The organism is Roseomonas sp. E05 (genome assembly GCF_030063475.1).
Lineage (GTDB): Bacteria > Pseudomonadota > Alphaproteobacteria > Acetobacterales > Acetobacteraceae > Pseudoroseomonas.
The window spans coordinates 1-16,045 of record NZ_JASIRT010000055.1 but is presented as its reverse complement, the minus strand read 5'-3'; the positions used below and the strand labels follow the sequence as shown (position 1 = coordinate 16,045).

General features: G+C 69.4%; 14 protein-coding genes and 1 pseudogene. 6 read left to right on the top strand and 9 right to left on the bottom strand.

Annotation, left to right across the window (positions count from 1 at the left end; genetic code table 11):
• Window positions 1–155 precede the first annotated feature (155 nt).
• Both QMO56_RS25785 and QMO56_RS25780 read right to left on the bottom strand, forming a co-directional pair.
• Complete coding sequence (locus QMO56_RS25785; RefSeq protein ID WP_283530380.1) at window positions 156–362, bottom strand: hypothetical protein; 207 nt, start codon at window positions 360–362, stop codon at window positions 156–158.
• Window positions 363–375: 13 nt separating this feature from the next.
• A complete protein-coding gene (locus QMO56_RS25780) occupies window positions 376–1,002 on the bottom strand; it encodes a TetR family transcriptional regulator (protein WP_283530378.1) in 627 nt (208 codons plus the stop codon).
• A gap of 96 nt (window positions 1,003–1,098) precedes the next feature.
• Between QMO56_RS25780 and QMO56_RS25775 the strand changes: the two genes are divergently transcribed.
• From QMO56_RS25775 to QMO56_RS25765, 3 genes are all read left to right on the top strand, one after another.
• Complete coding sequence (locus QMO56_RS25775) at window positions 1,099–2,271, top strand: efflux RND transporter periplasmic adaptor subunit (RefSeq protein ID WP_283530376.1); 1,173 nt, start codon at window positions 1,099–1,101, stop codon at window positions 2,269–2,271.
• A 4-nt stretch (window positions 2,272–2,275) separates the two neighbouring features.
• Window positions 2,276–5,434 (top strand): efflux RND transporter permease subunit, encoded by a 3,159-nt coding sequence (locus QMO56_RS25770; RefSeq protein ID WP_283530374.1) that lies wholly within the window; start codon window positions 2,276–2,278, stop codon window positions 5,432–5,434.
• 102 nt (window positions 5,435–5,536) lie between these two features.
• The gene (locus tag QMO56_RS25765; RefSeq protein WP_283530372.1) at window positions 5,537–6,856 is read left to right on the top strand and encodes an NAD(P)/FAD-dependent oxidoreductase; all 1,320 of its coding nucleotides are present in this window, start codon (window positions 5,537–5,539) and stop codon (window positions 6,854–6,856) included.
• A gap of 3 nt (window positions 6,857–6,859) precedes the next feature.
• On the opposite strand, the gene QMO56_RS25760 is transcribed toward QMO56_RS25765, so the two are convergent.
• On the bottom strand, window positions 6,860–7,261 hold the full coding sequence (locus QMO56_RS25760) for a rhodanese-like domain-containing protein (RefSeq protein ID WP_283530370.1): 402 nt from the start codon (window positions 7,259–7,261) through the stop codon (window positions 6,860–6,862).
• A gap of 87 nt (window positions 7,262–7,348) precedes the next feature.
• Here QMO56_RS25760 and ftrA point away from each other — a divergent pair, with 87 nt between their 5' ends.
• Window positions 7,349–8,332: a transcriptional regulator FtrA gene (gene ftrA / locus QMO56_RS25755; protein ID WP_283530368.1), complete on the top strand. Its 984-nt coding sequence runs from the start codon at window positions 7,349–7,351 to the stop codon at window positions 8,330–8,332.
• A 65-nt stretch (window positions 8,333–8,397) separates the two neighbouring features.
• Window positions 8,398–9,630, top strand: coding sequence for a TIGR03862 family flavoprotein (locus tag QMO56_RS25750; RefSeq protein WP_283530366.1), 1,233 nt, complete (start codon window positions 8,398–8,400; stop codon window positions 9,628–9,630).
• 14 nt (window positions 9,631–9,644) lie between these two features.
• Here the strand turns inward: QMO56_RS25750 and QMO56_RS25745 are convergent, their stop codons facing one another.
• The 3 genes from QMO56_RS25745 to QMO56_RS25735 form a co-directional block, all read right to left on the bottom strand.
• The gene (locus QMO56_RS25745; protein WP_283530365.1) at window positions 9,645–10,436 is read right to left on the bottom strand and encodes a DUF2272 domain-containing protein; all 792 of its coding nucleotides are present in this window, start codon (window positions 10,434–10,436) and stop codon (window positions 9,645–9,647) included.
• A gap of 101 nt (window positions 10,437–10,537) precedes the next feature.
• Window positions 10,538–11,182 carry a DedA family protein gene (locus QMO56_RS25740; protein ID WP_283530363.1) on the bottom strand — a complete coding sequence of 215 codons (645 nt, stop codon included), beginning with the start codon at window positions 11,180–11,182 and terminating at the stop codon, window positions 10,538–10,540.
• A 156-nt stretch (window positions 11,183–11,338) separates the two neighbouring features.
• Window positions 11,339–12,931 (bottom strand): glycosyl hydrolase, encoded by a 1,593-nt coding sequence (locus tag QMO56_RS25735; RefSeq protein WP_283530361.1) that lies wholly within the window; start codon window positions 12,929–12,931, stop codon window positions 11,339–11,341.
• 167 nt (window positions 12,932–13,098) lie between these two features.
• On the opposite strand from QMO56_RS25735, the gene QMO56_RS25730 reads away from it, so the two are divergent.
• Entirely contained in the window at window positions 13,099–13,338 is a 240-nt protein-coding gene (locus QMO56_RS25730; protein WP_283530359.1) for a hypothetical protein, read from the top strand.
• A 104-nt stretch (window positions 13,339–13,442) separates the two neighbouring features.
• On the opposite strand, the gene QMO56_RS25725 is transcribed toward QMO56_RS25730, so the two are convergent.
• The 3 genes and pseudogenes from QMO56_RS25725 to QMO56_RS25715 all read right to left on the bottom strand — a co-directional run.
• Window positions 13,443–14,186, bottom strand: coding sequence for a hypothetical protein (locus QMO56_RS25725; RefSeq protein ID WP_283530357.1), 744 nt, complete (start codon window positions 14,184–14,186; stop codon window positions 13,443–13,445).
• A gap of 232 nt (window positions 14,187–14,418) precedes the next feature.
• On the bottom strand, window positions 14,419–15,783 hold the full coding sequence (locus tag QMO56_RS25720; protein WP_283530355.1) for an aromatic acid/H+ symport family MFS transporter: 1,365 nt from the start codon (window positions 15,781–15,783) through the stop codon (window positions 14,419–14,421).
• A gap of 169 nt (window positions 15,784–15,952) precedes the next feature.
• Window positions 15,953–16,045, bottom strand: a pseudogene (locus QMO56_RS25715) (IS5/IS1182 family transposase); the annotation flags it as partial.

Here is a 16,045-nt window from a genome sequence, read left to right as displayed (position 1 = left end):
TGTTCGCATAGGCCTGCGACAGCGCCTCCTGCAGCGTCTGACCCCGCGCCTCACCCACCACAAACACAGGCGCCAGCAGCAACGCCGTTCCCAACACAACTCGCAGCCTCGCGGTGATCATCGGCGCATATCCTTCGGCGACAAAGTAAAGAGGATCATCGGCTCGGGGCGGAGGGGGTCAGCCCATCGCTCCAGATGTTGCCCGGCTCCGGCCGCAGCGGCGCGCTCCCGGAAGGGTTACCCTCGATGCTCCGGATGGTGGTGCCGCCGGCGCCGCCGATGTCCGGGGCGGAGGAGCCGCTGGAGCAGGCCACCAGCAGGACCGGCACGGTCAGGCCTGCCAGGCGCAACAGGATACGCATGGTTTCGTTCTCCTCAGGAAAGGGGCCTGACCGCAGTGCAGCTTAGGAAGCCGCGAACCGCGGCACAGACCTCGCCCGCCAGGGTGAAATCCGCCTCGCCGCGCAGCCACTCATTGAGGAAGCCGCTGATCAAGGCTTGCAGGAACAGTGCCGCGCGCTCGGGCGGCCACTCGGGGGAAAGCTCGCCACGTTCCGCAGCGCGGCAGAAGCTGTCGCGCAGGGTGGCGCGGATGGCGGCATCCGCCTGGCGGCGGCGCAGCAGCGCGGGCGCCATCTCCGCCACGTATTCGCAGCGCTGCAGCATGATGGTAAGCAGCCGGCGGCGCCGCGGATCGTTCTCCAGTTCCGTCAGGGAAGTGGTGATGGCGCGTGCGATATGCTCAAGCGGCGGGGTCGTCTCGCCGTCACAGATCCGGCGCTTCACCTCGTCCTGCAGCAGCACCAGCCGTTCGTCGAGCGCCAGGAACAACCCGAGCTTGTCACCGAAATGCCAGTGTACCGCCCCTCTCGTGCAGCCGGCGAAACGCGCTATCTCATCCAGGGAAGCCCGCGCCACACCGCGCTCGAGGAAGACATGTTCGGCGGCGTCAAGCAGGGCCTCGCGCGTCTCATCGGCTTCCTGTTTTGTGCGGCGCGCCATTTCCGACCTTGCGAGTTGAGATCCCCGCTTTATATACATACACGAAGGTATCTTTACAAGCCTCAGCCTGCTCTCGCAGCACTCTCTGGAGGTTTCATGGCGCTCCTGTTCCGCCGTGGGCTCGCCGCCCTCGGCCTCTTCCTGCTCGTTGCCCCGGCCATGGCGCAGCGGCCCGGCGGCGGTCCCCCGGCGGTGGGGGTCGCCCAGGTCGCCCGCCGGGCGGTGACCGAGACCAACAGCTTCATCGGCCGCATCGAGGCGATCGACCGCGTGGACATCGTGCCGCGCGTCACGGCCTTCATGCAAAGCGTGGAATTCGAGGCGGGCGCCGAAGTCAAGCAGGGCGACCTGCTCTACCGGCTGGAGCGCGGGCCCTTCGAGGCACAGCTGCAGATCGCCAAGGCCGCCGTGGCCGAGGCCGAGGCGCAGCTGCAGAACGCCAACATCACCCTCAGCCGCGCCCAGTCGCTGCTGAACACGGTGGCCGGCCAGCGCTCCACGGTGGATACCGCCGTTGCGGCGCAGCGCACCGCCCAGGCGCAGGTCCTCTCGGCTCAGGCGCAGCAGCGCCAGGCGCAGATCAACCTCGACTACACGGAGATCCGCGCGCCGATCACCGGCCGCATCGGCCGCACCAGCGTGACGGAAGGCAACGTCGTCACCGCCAATTCCGGCACCCTGGCCACCATCGTCAGCCAGGACCCGATGTACATCACCTTCACCGTGCCGGTCCGCACGCTCGACGAGGTGCGCCAGCGCTATGCCGCCCGCGGCGGGCTCAAGGCCGTCCAGCTCCGGCTGCAGCTGCCGGACGGCCGCCTCTACGATCAGGTGGGGCAGCTCGACTTCGTGGACATCGACGTGGGCCGCGACACCGACAGCGTGCTGCTGCGCGGCCGCATCCCCAATCCGCAGCGGCCCGAGGGATACCGCGAGCTGACCGCGAACCAGTTCGTGAGCGTGATCGTCGAGGCGGTGGAGCCGGTCCAGATGCTGACCGTGCCACGCGCCGCGCTGCTGAGCGACGCCCGCGGCAACTTCGTCTATGTCGTCGGCGAGGACAACAAGGCCGAGCGGCGCGCGGTGACGATGAGCCCGCAGTCCACCCCGGAACTGGCGGTGATCAGCGACGGGCTGCGCGCAGGCGAGCGCGTGGTGGTCGAGGGGCTGCAGCGCGTGCAGCCGGGCCAGCCCGTCATGCCCGCCCCGGCCGATGCGGCTGCGCCAGCGGGTGCGCCGGCGGGCGGTGCCCCGCGTCAGGGAGGCTGAGCCGATGATTTCCTCGGTCTTCGTCGACCGGCCGCGCCTCGCGATCGTCATCGCCATCGTGATGACGATCGCCGGCGCGCTCTCACTGACACGGATTCCCGTGTCGCAGTACCCGGACATCGTGCCGCCGCAGGTGCAGGTCAGCGCCACCTATCCGGGCGCCTCGGCCGAGGTGGTCGAGTCCGCCGTGGCGCAGCCGCTGGAGGCGCAGATCGTCGGCGTCGACCGCGCGATCTACATGAAGAGCAACAGCGGCAACGACGGCAGCTACTCGCTCAACATCAGCTTCGAGCTCGGCACCGACCCCAACATCAACACCGTCAACGTCAACAACCGCGTGCAGGCGGCGATGGCGCTGATGCCGACGGAAGTGCAGGCGCAGGGCATCAGGGTGGAGAAGCGCTCCTCCTCGATCCTGCAGGTGCTCTTCCTCTACGCCGACGGGCAGGCGCAGTACGATCCGCTCTACCTGACCAACTACACCACGCTGAACATCCTCGACGAGCTGTCGCGCACGCAGGGCGTCGGCTCGGCCACGCTGTTCAGCCGCCAGAACTACGCCATGCGGATCTGGTTCGACACGCAGCGCCTGGTCAGCCTGAACCTGACACCTTCCGACATCGTCGCCGCCATCCGCGCGCAGAACGTGCAGGCCCCTGCCGGCCGCATCGGCGCCCAGCCGGTCCCGGACGACCAGCAGGTGCAGATGAACGTCATCACCCAGGGGCGGCTCTCCTCACCGGAGCAGTTCGGCAACATCGTGCTGCGCGCCAACCCGGACGGCTCGGTGCTGCGGGTGCGGGACGTCGCACGGGTCGAGATCGGCGCGCAGAACCTGGATTCCAGCACCCGCCTGAACGGTCAGGACGGTGTCGGCATCGGTCTCTATCTCGCGCCTGGCGCGAACGCCGTGCAGACCGCCGCCGCCGTGGAGGAGACCATCGAGCGCGTGCGCGGCCGCATGCCCCCCGGCATGACGCTGCGCCCGGTCTTCGACACCACCATCTTCGTCAGCGACACCATCCATGAGGTTCTCAAGACCTTGCTGGAGGCCTTCGTGCTGGTGGCGCTGGTGGTGTTCCTCTTCCTCGGCAACATCCGCGCCACCTTCATTCCGATCGTCGCCGTTCCGGTCAGCCTGATCACCACCTTCGCGCTGCTGCTGACGCTGGGATACTCGGCCAACACGGTCTCGCTGCTGGCCATGGTGCTGGCCATCGGCATCGTGGTGGACGACGCCATCGTGGTGGTCGAGAACGTCGAGCGCGTGATGGAGGAGGAACCGGAGCTGACGCCGGCCCAGGCCACGAAGAAGGCCATGGCGCAGATCACCGGCCCGATCATCGCCATCACCCTGGTGCTGCTCTCCGTCTTCGTGCCGATCGGCTTCATCCCCGGGCTCTCGGGCGTGCTGTTCCGCCAGTTCGCGGTGACCATCAGCTGCGCCATGCTGATCTCGGCGATCAATGCCCTCACCCTCTCGCCCGCGCTCTGCGCCGTCTTCCTGCGGCACAGCGGGCCGCGGCGGGGCATCATGGCCTGGGTGGGGCGGCGCATCGACAACGTGCGCGACGGCTATGCGGGCCTGGTGCGGCGGCTGCTGCGGCTGGCGATGGTCTCGCTGGTGCTGGTGGCGGCCTTCGGCTTCGGCGCCTTCACCCTGGCCAGCCGCGTCCCCGCGGGCTTCCTGCCCTCGGAGGACCAGGGCGCCTTCATCGTCGCCTTCCAGCTGCCGGACGGCGCCGCCCTGCCCCGCACCAGCCGGGTGGTGGCGCAGCTGGAGCAGCGGCTGAAGCAGATGCCGCAGGTGCGCGACGCCGTCGCCATCGTCGGCTTCTCGCTGCTCGACGGCGGCGCCAGCTCCAGCGCGGCCACCATGTTCGTGCAGCTCAAGGAGTTCGCCGAGCGCACGGGGCCGGGTGACTCCGTGCAGGCGCTGATCGGCCGCATCTTCGCCGAGAGCCAGCAGATCCGCGGCGCGCAGATCATCCCGATCAACCTGCCGCCGATCATTGGCCTCTCCACCGGCGGCGGCTTCGAGTACCAGCTCGAATCCCTCACCGGCGCGCCGCCGACCGAGATCGGCAGCGTCATGGGCGCGCTGATCGGCGCCGCCAACCAGGACCCGCGGCTGACCCAGGTCTATTCGACCTTCAGCGCCCGCGTGCCCTCGCTCTACCTGGACATCGACCGCGACAAGGCGCAGGCCCTCGGCCTGACCATGAGCGACGTGTTCTCGGCGCTGCAGGCCACGCTCGGCAGCAGCTTCGTCAACAACTTCAATCTCTACGGCCGCACCTGGCAGGTGCTGGTGCAGGGCGAGGCCGCCGACCGCCGCGACCCGGAGGACCTCTGGAACATCCAGATCCGCAACAGCCGCGGCGCCATGGTGCCGCTGCGCGCCATCGCCACCGTCCGCACGGTGGTCGGGCCGCAGTTCATCACCCGCTACAACAACTACCGTTCCATCACCATCAGCGGCAGCCCGGCGCCGGGCGTCTCCTCCGGCGCGGCCATCGCCGCCATGGCGGAGATCTCGAGGAACACCCTCCCCGCCGGCTACACCTTCGAGTGGACCGGCACCTCCTTCCAGGAGCAGCGGGCCTCCGGGCAGACGGGCGCCATTCTCGGCCTCGCCGTGCTCTTCGCCTTCCTCTTCCTGGTGGCGCTGTACGAGAGCTGGGTGATCCCGATCCCCGTGCTGCTCTCGGTGATCGTTGGCGTGCTCGGGGCGATCGGCGCGCTGATGCTGGCCGGCATGTCGATGGACCTCTACGCGCAGATCGGCCTCGTCGTGCTGATCGCGCTGGCGGCGAAGAACGGCATCCTGATCGTCGAGTTCGCCAAGGAGCAGCGCGAGGCCGGCAAGTCGATCGTCGAGGCGGCGGTGCTGGGTGCGCGGCTGCGGTTCCGCGCGGTGATGATGACCTCGATCGCCTTCATCCTCGGCCTCGTGCCGCTGGTCTGGGCCTCGGGCGCGGCAATGCAGGCGCGGCGCGCGGTCTCCACGCCGGTCTTCGCCGGCATGATCGCGGCCTCGACCATCGGCATCTTCCTGATCCCGATGCTCTACGTGGTGTTCCAGCGGATGCGGGAGGCGACGCATCGCCGCTTCCACCGCCGCAGCCATCACCGCCCCAAGGAGCACAGCGCGGCCAAGTGAGGCGCTGCACTCCGGCAACTCCCGGAACGCGGACCTGTTCCTAAGGCGAGAATGCGGGGCGTCGCCATCAGGCGGCGCCCCGCTCCGCATGGAGGACGCCACATGGCCCAGCCCCCCGTCCGCCCTCGCCTGCCGCGCATCGTCATCATCGGCGGCGGTGCCGGCGGCGTGCATCTCGCCACACGCCTGGGCGGCAGTCTCGGCCGGCGGAAGCAAGCCGAGATCCTGCTGATCGACCGCGACTCAACCCATATCTGGAAGCCGCGCCTGCACGAGGTGGCGGCCGGCACGCTGGACACCGGCCAGGAGCAGCTCGGTTTCGTGGTGCACGCCCATCGCCACGGCTTCCGCTTCCTGCCGGGTGAGATGGTGGGGCTGGACCGGGAGGCGAAGCGCGTGCAGCTCGGTCCCCTCCGGGACCGCAGCGGCACCGAGGTTCTGCCGCCGCGCGAGGTGGATTTCGACGTGCTGGTGCTGGCGGTCGGCAGCCGGGCCAACGACTTCGGCATTCCCGGCGTGCGCGAGCACTGCCATTTCATCGATAGCCGCAATCAGGCGGAAGATTTCAACACCGCCTTGAGGACGGAGGTGATCCGCTGCCTCGCGGCACAGGACGACGCCACGCTGGACATCGCCATCGTCGGCGCCGGTGCCACGGGGGTCGAATTGAGCGCCGAGATCAGCACCGCGCTCGATCTGGCCGCCGCCTACGGCTTTCCCGGGCTGCGCAACCGGCTGCGGCTGACCCTGGTCGAGACCGCGCCGCGCATCCTGGGGGCCCTGCCGGAACGGGTGGCGGAGGCCTCCCGGCAGGAGCTGGAGCGCCAGGGCGTCACCGTGCTGACCGGGGCGCAGGTCGTTTCGGTGGATGCCGGGGCGTTGCACCTGAAGGACGGCCGCGCCATCCCGGCCAAGCTGAAGGTCTGGGCGGCCGGGGTGGCGGCGCCGGCCTTCCTGCGCGAGGTGGGAGGGCTGGAAAGCGCCCGCAGCGGCCAGCTCGTGGTGCGGACGACGCTGCAGACCACCCGCGACGACACCATCTTCGCCCTCGGCGATTGCGCCTGGCTGGTCCCGCCCGGCCAGGAGCGGCCGCTCGGCGCCACCGCGCAGGTGGCACAGCAGCAGGCGCGGCATCTGGCGCGCGCCATCCCGGCGCTGCTGGAGGGCAAGGCGCTGCCCGAATTCACCTACGAGCACAAGGGGGCGCTGGTGGCGCTCGGCCACTACAACGCCTTCGGCAGCCTGGGCCGTCGGGGCCTGCTTGGCGGCGGCACCTTCATCCAGGGGCGCATCGCGCAGCTCAGCTACGACTCCCTCTATCGCCGGCACCAGCTTGCCCTGCATGGCTTCTGGCGCTCCCTGCTGTTCTGGGCCTCCGACCTGCTGCGCCGGGCCAGCACCCCGCCTGTCCGGCTGGAGTGAGGCTCACATCCCCTCAGCCGTGGCGAAGCCCTCCTCCGCCCAGCCGGTCATGCCGCCCAGCATCAGCTTCACCCTTCGGCCAAGCCGTGCCAGGTGCAGCGCCGCACGGTCGGCGCCGTTGCAGTGCGGGCCAGCGCAGTAGACGACGAACAGCGCCTCCTCCGGCCAGGCGGCCAGCACCGCCTCGGTGATGGCGCCATGCGGCAGGTTCACCGCGCCCGGGACATGCCCGCGGGCGAAGGCGGCGGGGCCGCGGACATCCAGCAGCACGAAGCCGGGCGTGCCGCCTCGCAGCGCCGCCTCGACATCCGCGCAATCGGTCTCCAGGGAAAGGCGGCGGGCGAAATGTGCCGCGGCCTCGGACGGCGCGGCAGGCGGGATGGCGGTGACGGCATTGACGGTCATTCCGGATTCTCCAGCGGCTGCGGCGCCATGCTGCCTCCGCCGGCGCGCGGCTTGTGAGCGGCCCGAACGCCAACTACCGTCAAGATCATGCCAGATCTTCCCCCCTCCGGACCGCCCGCCAACCGCCTGGTCGTGGTGCTGGCCTATGATGGGCTCTGCACCTTCGAGTTCGGCTGCGCCGTGGAGGTGTTCGGCCTGCCGCGCCCGGAGTTCGGGGCGGAATGGTACCGCCTCGCGGTCGCCGGCCTGGAGCCGGGGCCGCTGCATGCGGGCGGCGGCATCCGCATCCTCGCGGAGGGCGGGACAGAGCTGCTCGCCGAAGCCGGAACCATTGTCATCCCCGGTTGGCGCGGGCTCGACGCGCCGGTGCCGGAGGCGCTCTGCGCTGCCCTTCGCGCGGCGCATGCGCGTGGGGCACGGCTGCTCTCGCTCTGCTCCGGGGCCTTCGTGCTGGCCGCAGCCGGACTGCTGGAGGGCCGCCGCGCCACCACCCACTGGCGCTACGCGGCCGCACTGACGGCGCGCCATCCCGGCCTCCGCTTTGTGCCGGACGTGCTCTACGTGGATGAGGGAAGCGTGCTGACCGCCGCCGGCAGCGCCGCGGCGCTGGACCTCTGCCTGCATCTGGTGCGGCGCGACTGGGGCGCCGGGCGGGCCAATGCCGTGGCCCGGCGCCTGGTGGTGCCGCCGCACCGGCAGGGCGGGCAGGCCCAGTATGTCGAGCGGCCGGTGCCGCCGGAGCGTGCCGGCGGAAGCCTTCTCGCCCCCCTGCTGGACCGGATGCGCGGCAGCCTGGAAGAGGACTGGGACCTCGCCCGCATGGCCGGTGCGGCGGCGCTCAGCCGGCGCGGGCTGCACCGCCGCTTCCGTGAGGCGACCGGGCTCAGCCCGGGTGCCTGGCTGCTGACGGAGCGCCTCGCCCGCGCGCGGGAGCTGCTGGAATCCACGCCCGCCCCCATCGCGGCAGTGGCCGAGGTCTGCGGCTTCGGCACGCCGGCGACGCTGCGCCACCATTTCCGCGCGGCGCTGGGCACCAGCCCCGTCGCCTATCGCGCCCGCTTCCGCCGCTGAGCAGGACGGCCGTGCCACCAGCGGGCAGCGTTCCACAAGAAGCCTCGCAGGCTATAAGCCGGCCTGTGTCGCACGCATCCCCCTCCTCCACGGACTGGGCCGCCATCCTCGGCGGCGGACCCGCCGGGCTCATGGCCGCCGAGACGATTGCCGCCGCCGGCCACCGCGTGGTGGTGTTCGACCGCATGCCCTCGCTCGGGCGAAAGCTCCTGATGGCCGGGCGCGGCGGGCTGAACCTCACGCATTCCGAGCCGCTGCCCGCCTTCCTGCGCCGCTACGGTGCGGCCGAGGCGGAACTGGCGCCGCATATCGCGGCCTTTCCGCCCGATGCGCTGCGAGAATGGTGCGAGGCGCTGGGCCAGGAGACCTTCACCGGCAGTTCCGGTCGCGTCTTCCCGAGGGCGATGAAAGCCTCACCGCTGCTGCGTGCCTGGCTGGAGCGGCTGCGCGGGCTGGGCGTGGAGATCCGCACGCGCCATGCATGGCACGGCTTCGGCGCGGAGGGAGCCCTGCGCTTCGCCGCGCCGCAGGGGGAGGTCACCCATCGGCCGGGAGCGACGGTGCTGGCGCTGGGCGGTGCCTCCTGGCCGCGCCTGGGCGCCGACGGCAGTTGGGCAGGCAGCCTGCCCGGCCTCCTGGTCGCCCCCATCCGGCCCAGCAATTGCGGCTTTCGCATCGCCTGGTCGCCGGTGTTCCGCGCCCGCTTCGCCGGGGCGCCCCTCAAGCGGATCGCCCTGGCCTTCGAGGGGCGGACCATCCGCGGCGAGGCGGTGATTTCGGCGGAGGGCATCGAGGGCGGCGCGGTTTACGCCCTTTCCGCGCCACTGCGGGACGCCATCGCCGAGCGGGGCGAGGCCGTCGCGATCCTCGACCTGCGCCCGGACCTGGCCGCCGATGAAGTGGCCCGGAGGCTGGCGGCACCGCGCCGGGGGCAGTCGCTCTCCAGCTTCCTGCGCAAGGTCCTGGCGCTGCCACCGGTTTCGATCGGCCTGCTGCAGGAGGCACTGCACGGTGGCGCGCCGGCGGATACGCTACCCTCGCTGGTGAAGGCGCTGCCGCTGCGCCTGCTGGCCCCGCTGGGGCTGGACCGCGCCATCTCCTCGGCAGGCGGCCTTGCCCTGGCGGAACTGGATGCGGGCCTCATGCTGCGCGGCCATCCCGGCCTGTTCGCGGCGGGCGAGATGCTGGACTGGGAAGCGCCGACCGGCGGCTATCTGCTGCAGGCCTGCTTCGCCACCGGCCGGGCCGCCGGACGCGGCGCCGCGGCCTGGCTGGACCGCCGCCGCGAAGTGCCCTGAGGCGGAAGCCGCGGTCACCGGGCGGGCGCCGCGTCCAGACGGTTCTCGAACACCACGAGGAAGGGCGGCTTGTCCGGTGGCGCGGGCAGGACCCGCCCCTCCGCATCGGCCGGGAAGCGGCGGAGCACCACGGCATCAAGCACGTTGCCGCCGACCGCCTGCACCCGCCCGGCGGCACCGACCACCACCACGTCGCAATGCATCTCGCGGAACTGGCCGGTCTCGGCGAGACGCTCCTGCCAGCGCAGCAGCGGCACCAGGGAACGGTCGGCGCAAAGCAGGTCGCCGGGCCGGAGTGCATAGCTGCCCGGGTCATGCGGCAGGAAGGCCGCCTCGGCCGGGTTCCATGCCGCCTGCGACAACAGGGCATCAATATAGGTGGCGTGCGCGGCCGCGGGCGGAAAGACGAAGCCCGGCACGCCGGCCCTGGCCATGACATCGCTGACGAAAGCCGCCGACCAGGCCGGATAGGCCCAGAGGGAGATGGCCGGCAGAGCCGCCACCGCGCCGCTTTCCGCCAAGCCGGCCATGAGCGCGTCATAGGTCTCCCGGTGGCGGCGGATCACCCCTGGCCCCTCCTCCGGCACGCTGTCCCAGTAGGCCAAAACCCGCTCGAAGAGGGTGGGAGCGGCAGGTTCCGCCAGGGCCTCGGGCCAGCCATCCACCGTCAGGCGGCCCCAGCCCTGCCACTCCGTCAGCGCCTGCGTGGCGATCCGTGCGCGCCAGGGGGATTCATCGGCAATCCGGGCGGGGTCCGGTGGTGGCGGAGGCGCGGCGCAGGATAGCGCCGCGACAAGAAAACCCATGCTCCACCCGGATCGCATCCGCCACCCGCTCCATTGCTGCCACGGGAGGGCAACGCGGCAGCCGGCGGGAGGTCACGCAACCCATCGCCGGTACCCGGCGATCAGACGGCAATGCGGTTGAGGCTCGGCTTGCGTTCCGGCGGGGGCGGAAGCTCCTGCGTGCGGAGCACCGGCGGCCGCTCCTCCTGCCGCTGCACAGCCGGGCGGCGCCAGTACTGCACCAGGCGGACGGCAAGGTAGAGCACCACCACCGCGCCGATGCCGCCGAGGGCGTAGGAGGTGCCTTCCTCGCCAAGCCAGGCCACTGCGAACCAGCCGGCGGCGGTGAAGGAAGCCGCCCAAAGCCCGGCGGCGATGAAGTTGAGGGCGGCGAAGCGGGGGTGGGGCATTCCCGCGATCCCGCAGGCCGCCGAGGCGACGTTACGCACCCCATAGACGAAGCGAAAGGACAGCACGAAAAGCGTGCCATAGCGCTCCAGGAAGCGCAGCGCCGAGCCGATCCGCTTCTCGCCGCCGGGAATGCGGCGCAGCGCGCGAATGCCGTAGCGCCGGCCCAGGGTGAACCAGAGCTGGTCCCCCAGGAAGGAGCCGATCCAGACAGAGAACATCAACGCCCAGGGATTGATCAGGCTGGTGGCCCTGCCGGCCGCTGCCGCGAGCAGGACGAAAGTCTCACCTTCGAAAAAAGCCCAGGCTGCGGCCGCCAGATAAGCCAGACTACCCCATTCCGCCCAAAACTCGGCCACGCTCCCCCCCTTCGGCGCCCGTGCGGCCCGACGATGCGGGAAAACACCGCTTCAGGGAAACGACAATCTCACGCTCACGTGAAATTTTCCTTAACCACTGGGCCGCAGCCGTGGACCGCGCTCCCGCCGGGCTGGCGGGAGCGCGGCAGCGGCCCGTCAGGCGAAGCTGTAGTCGGAACCCGACAGGGAGGTCACGTGCTCCAGAGTGAAGCTCGTGGTCGAGCCGTCCGCCGTCGTGACGGTCCAGACATCGCCGTCATGGCTCAGCCAGGCATCGTCGTCGAAGCCGCGGAACAGCAGCTTATCGCCCTCGGAGGCGGAGAAGTCGGTGATCGTGTCGTGCCCCTGGCCGCTGCCGAGCACGAAGGTGTCGGGGCCGGCGCCGCCGTTCAGCTGGTCATCGCCGCCCCGGCCATCCAGCACGTTCTGGCTGCTGGTGCCGGTGATGATGTTGTTCAGGCCGTTGCCGGTGCCGTTGCTCCAGCCATAGCCGAAAAAGACCAGGTTCTCGACGTTGTCCGGCAGGGTGTACTCGCTGATCCAGGTGGAGACGGTATCCACGCCCTCCCCCGCCTTCTCGACCGGCATGTCGTTCGAGGCCGAGACGATGTAGGTGTCGTCCCCGGCACCGCCATACATGGTGTCGCCGCCACCGTTGGACTGGTGCTGGTCGTTGCCGTCGGTGCCGGTCCAGGTCTCGGTGGCGCCAGTGCCCCAGCTCTCATGCTGGGCAGACGCGGAAAGCGCCAGCTCATTGCCGCCCTGCTGCGAGTCCGAGCCGCTGTCGTTCCCGTCCGTCCAGCTGGGCGAGGAATCATCGCCCTGGTCGGCGGTGTCGCCATTGTCGGCGGTGTCACCGCTGCTTCCGCTGTCGCCGGAAGAGGTGTTGCCGTCCGTCCAGGCATAGCCGTCGGAACCGGAGCCGAACAGCTCCTTGAAGGCCTGGTTGGTGTCCCCGCCGCTACCGTCGGACATCTTGCCGGGATACAGGACGTCGGAATCCCAGACGGAGTGATAGACCACGTCGTGGCTGTCGAACCACTCCTTCGCGGCCTCCAGGAAGGGGCGCGCATTGTCCGTGGTGACGCCCCACTCGGAATAGGCGGTGGGCTTGCCATGCTCCGCCGCGAATTCCTGGTGCCACTTCAGGCCATAGGTCTCGTTGAGCAGCTCGTTCCAGGCCCCGACCGGATCGGAACCCTGGTATTCGGGCTTCCAGTAGAAGTCCATGCCGATGATGTCGACATAGTCGTCGCCAGGATAGGCCTTGGCGGGATCCCAGCCGCCATAGGACTCATTCGGCGTCCATTCGAACTTGAAGAGGTCCGACACCGAGCGGAAGGTGTCCACGAATTCCCGGAAGGCGCTGATGAAGTCGCTTTCCTGGCCGCCGGCCGACCAGGAGAACCAGTCGCCGTTGAACTCCCAGCCGGTGCGGACATAGATGGGGTCGCTGCCGCTATGGGCGCCCAGCAGTTCCTCGGCCACCGAACGGTAATACTGGTTGTAGTCGCCATTCGCCGCGGAATGGAGATTGGCATCGCCGGCCAGCAGCGGAACGGACCAGAAGACATCCCGTCCGGTCGAGGACCAGAGGCGATCTGCCGCCCACTCTGCGCTCTGAACGAAATCGTCCCAGTTCGCGGAACCGACCACGCCATGCACGCCGTCAACGTCGCGTCCGAGCCAGTTCTCGAACTGCGCCAGATCCTGCGTGCTGTTGCCGACATAGACTCCGAGGAGGGCCATAGTAAATCCTGTGCATCGGGCGCAGGAAATCCCCTTCGTCTCTGTCCGTGACAGTGACGGTCAAGAAAAATCCCGCACAATTTTCGTCAAAGTCAGTCCTGGACTTGGGTCCGGCTGACGAAAGAACCGCCAAAGCCCTAGCTGACGGCTCACGAAGAGTCGAGCGAATGAGCAAAGGCCTGATGCCGATTTTTTGTACTTCAGTAGCGGAAACGCGAAATTTGCTGGTCCTACCTGAAGCTTTTCGCTTTGAACAAAAAAATGGATTGATGAAACTCGCGCATTCTTCGATGCTTTCTGCACAGGGACAGAAAAATCCCGAACCGGTGAATCACTTTCCTTTTCTTGAAATCTACCTTGGGTTGAAATTCGGTGTTGCCGACGCTTCTGCCCTCCACTGGGCCTGACCCGATTCCGGACCGGCGCCTCGCAAAAAGGCCAGGAAAATGCCACAGATTTGCCCGATTTGAGGCGGGTCGGGCAGCCGTGCGGTATGACTGCCGCAAACGCATCACGCGAGAAGCTGAAGCCGCCGGAGAAGGATGCTGGTTGTCGGCACAACGTGCTGCGACGTGGCGTTCAGGAAATCGGGCAAGTCCTGCCGCGGTACGATGCGAAGCTCCAAGTATTCGCGGTGGATGACTTTCTCCTGGCGCGCCAGGATCTCCTCGCCGCGCAGCGCCGTCCGCAGGCGGATGCCGAGATCGTGGTAGTGCGTTCCCGGATGCACAACGAGGCAAAAGGGCGTGGCCGCCTCCACCTCGGTCTCGGCGAGGCCCAGCTCCTCCTCAAGCTCGGAGAGGATCTGCGCCCGCGCGTCGATCCGGGTGCCGCGCCGGGCGCTGGCGTCCACACTGCCGGCGGGCGGCAGCTGCCACATGCCCGGCTGGTAGGTGGCCGCCTCCCCGCGCCGGCCCAGCACGACGCCATCGGCGCATTCCAGCACCCCGCAGACCGAGAGGGCCCGCAGGCCCAGCCGGGCATAGAGCGCCGGCTCCCGCGTCTGCGCCACCAGCGCCTTGTAGCCCACGAAGGCGCCCTCCAGCCGCGCGGCGGAGACGGCGGTGAGTGTGAAGACCGGCCCATCGAACAGGCGGCCCCCGGCCTTCTCCTGCGCCGCCTGCCAATGCGCCTCCAGGACGGGCTGCAGGTCCGGCGGAACCGGCGGCGGCGCATCGTGGCAATGGATTTCGAGCGTGCTGTCCAGCGGGGCGTACTGCCAGCCCGCCAGGGCCTCGTCGCGGTTATCCGTCATGTGCGTCCCTCTCGCGTGGTCGGGCCTCAGCCTAGAGCAGATCCCGTTCCAATGGCATCATCGGAACGGGTGAAGATGCTCGTAAAAACAAATAGCTAGAGCGTTTTCCGTGAGCCAGATCGAACGGAAGATGCTCTAGCCTGCCCCGAACATCGGGGAAGAGAGGGGGAACGGCGGTTCCCCCGCGGCTGCGCCGCAGGGGGGGGGGTCAGGGAGGGGTACCGGGCAGGCGTCAGTGGCCCAGCACCGCGCCCGACTTGCCGCGCAGCACCGGAGCCTTCGCCGGATGCGCGATCTGCTTGACGACCAGCGCGCCGGCCGAGAGCAGGCCTGGAACGGCCACGACCATGAAGATCTGCGCGAAGGAGAGGTGCCGCCGCGCCAGCTCGGCCACCAGGAAGGAACCGGCAATGCCGCCGAACCGACCGAGACCCAGCATCCACCCCACGCCGGTCGCGCGCCCCTCGGTAGGATAGAAGCTGGCGGCCAGCGCCGGCAGGGAGGACTGTGCCGTGTTCATGAGCACGCCGGCGATGAACACGGTGGCCACCAACAGGCTGAGCGGCTCCGCCGCCAGGCCGATGGCATAGATGGAGACCGAGGTCAGGAGGAAACCGATGGCGATGACCTTGTTGCCGTTGAAGCGGTCCATCAGCCAGCCGAAGAAGATGGCGCCGATGCCGCCCAGCGGGAACAGCGCCGCGATCAGCGCCGCCGTGCGCGGCTCCAGGCCGGCATCGTTGAACAGCAGCGGCATCCAGTTGATCAGCGCGTAGAAGATCACCAAGCCCATGAAGTAGGCGACCCACAGCATCACCGAGCCCACGGCATAGGGCCGTGAAAGGACCACGCCGGCGCCGCTCCGGGCGCCCGCGGCCGGCACGCCCTCGCCGAGAGTGAAGCGGGTTGCCGTCGTTGCCGTGGCGGAGATGCGCTGCAGCACGCGACGGATGCGTTCCGCCGGCTGCCCGCGCGCGATCATGTAGCGCACCGATTCCGGCAGCAGCAGGATCAGCAGCAGCGTCAGCGCCAGGGGGGCGACGCCGCCGAGCAGCAGCACGCTGCGCCAGCCCCATTGCGGGATCATCCAGGCGGCGAGGAAGCCGCCGAAGGCCGCGCCGAGGGGAAAGCCGCAGAACATGGCGTTGACCAGGATGGCGCGCCGGCCCTCCGGGCAGTACTCGCTGGTCAGCGTCACGGCATTGGGCATGGCGGCCCCGAGACCGATGCCGGTGATGAAGCGCCAGATGACGAGCTGGTCCAGGCTGCCCGCGAAGGCGGAGGCGAGGCAGGCCACCCCAAAGACGGCGACCGCTGCGACAAGCACCGCCTTGCGCCCGGCGCGATCGGCCAGCGGGCCGGAGCAGAGCGCCCCCGCCGCCAGGCCAAACAGCGCGGCGCTCAGCACCGGGGCCAGCGCCGGGCGGGAGACGCCCCATTCCGTGATCAGGGACGGGGCGATGTAGCCGATGGCGGCGGTGTCAAAGCCGTCCAGCAGGACGATGAAGAAGCAGAGCGCGAAGAGGGTCCATTGCAGGGGCGAGAATGGATGCTCGTTGAGGAAGTCCTGAACATCCAGGCTGCGGTCGGCATTCATGTCGGTTTCCTTTGCGGGGTCTTACGGAACGGCGCGCGCCGTCCATGGCCACCCTGCCTTCGTGGATCCGTCCCGCCCGCTGCGGCAGGTGCCGGACGGCCGGCCGGCATCTAGAGCATTTTCCGTTCGCTCTGGCTCACGGAAAACGCTCTAGGCGGTGGTGACGATTTCAGCGGAGTAGGATGGCGATTGAGGCGAGCAGAACGAAGCCGCGGAAGTTGGCGAGGAGCTTGTCGTAGCGGGTTGCGACGCGACGGAACTG

Bases quoted from the DNA above. Each gene is read 5' to 3' on its own strand.
- QMO56_RS25785 (WP_283530380.1), bottom strand. From the start codon at position 362: ATGCGTATCCTGTTGCGCCTGGCAGGCCTGACCGTGCCGGTCCTGCTG.
- QMO56_RS25780 (WP_283530378.1), bottom strand. From the start codon at position 1,002: ATGGCGCGCCGCACAAAACAGGAAGCCGATGAGACGCGCGAGGCCCTG.
- QMO56_RS25775 (WP_283530376.1), top strand. From the start codon at position 1,099: ATGGCGCTCCTGTTCCGCCGTGGGCTCGCCGCCCTCGGCCTCTTCCTG.
- QMO56_RS25770 (WP_283530374.1), top strand. From the start codon at position 2,276: ATGATTTCCTCGGTCTTCGTCGACCGGCCGCGCCTCGCGATCGTCATC.
- QMO56_RS25765 (WP_283530372.1), top strand. From the start codon at position 5,537: ATGGCCCAGCCCCCCGTCCGCCCTCGCCTGCCGCGCATCGTCATCATC.
- QMO56_RS25760 (WP_283530370.1), bottom strand. From the start codon at position 7,261: ATGACCGTCAATGCCGTCACCGCCATCCCGCCTGCCGCGCCGTCCGAG.
- ftrA (WP_283530368.1), top strand. From the start codon at position 7,349: ATGCCAGATCTTCCCCCCTCCGGACCGCCCGCCAACCGCCTGGTCGTG.
- QMO56_RS25745 (WP_283530365.1), bottom strand. From the start codon at position 10,436: ATGGGTTTTCTTGTCGCGGCGCTATCCTGCGCCGCGCCTCCGCCACCA.
- QMO56_RS25735 (WP_283530361.1), bottom strand. From the start codon at position 12,931: ATGGCCCTCCTCGGAGTCTATGTCGGCAACAGCACGCAGGATCTGGCG.
- QMO56_RS25730 (WP_283530359.1), top strand. From the start codon at position 13,099: ATGAGCAAAGGCCTGATGCCGATTTTTTGTACTTCAGTAGCGGAAACG.
- QMO56_RS25725 (WP_283530357.1), bottom strand. From the start codon at position 14,186: ATGACGGATAACCGCGACGAGGCCCTGGCGGGCTGGCAGTACGCCCCG.
- QMO56_RS25720 (WP_283530355.1), bottom strand. From the start codon at position 15,783: ATGAATGCCGACCGCAGCCTGGATGTTCAGGACTTCCTCAACGAGCAT.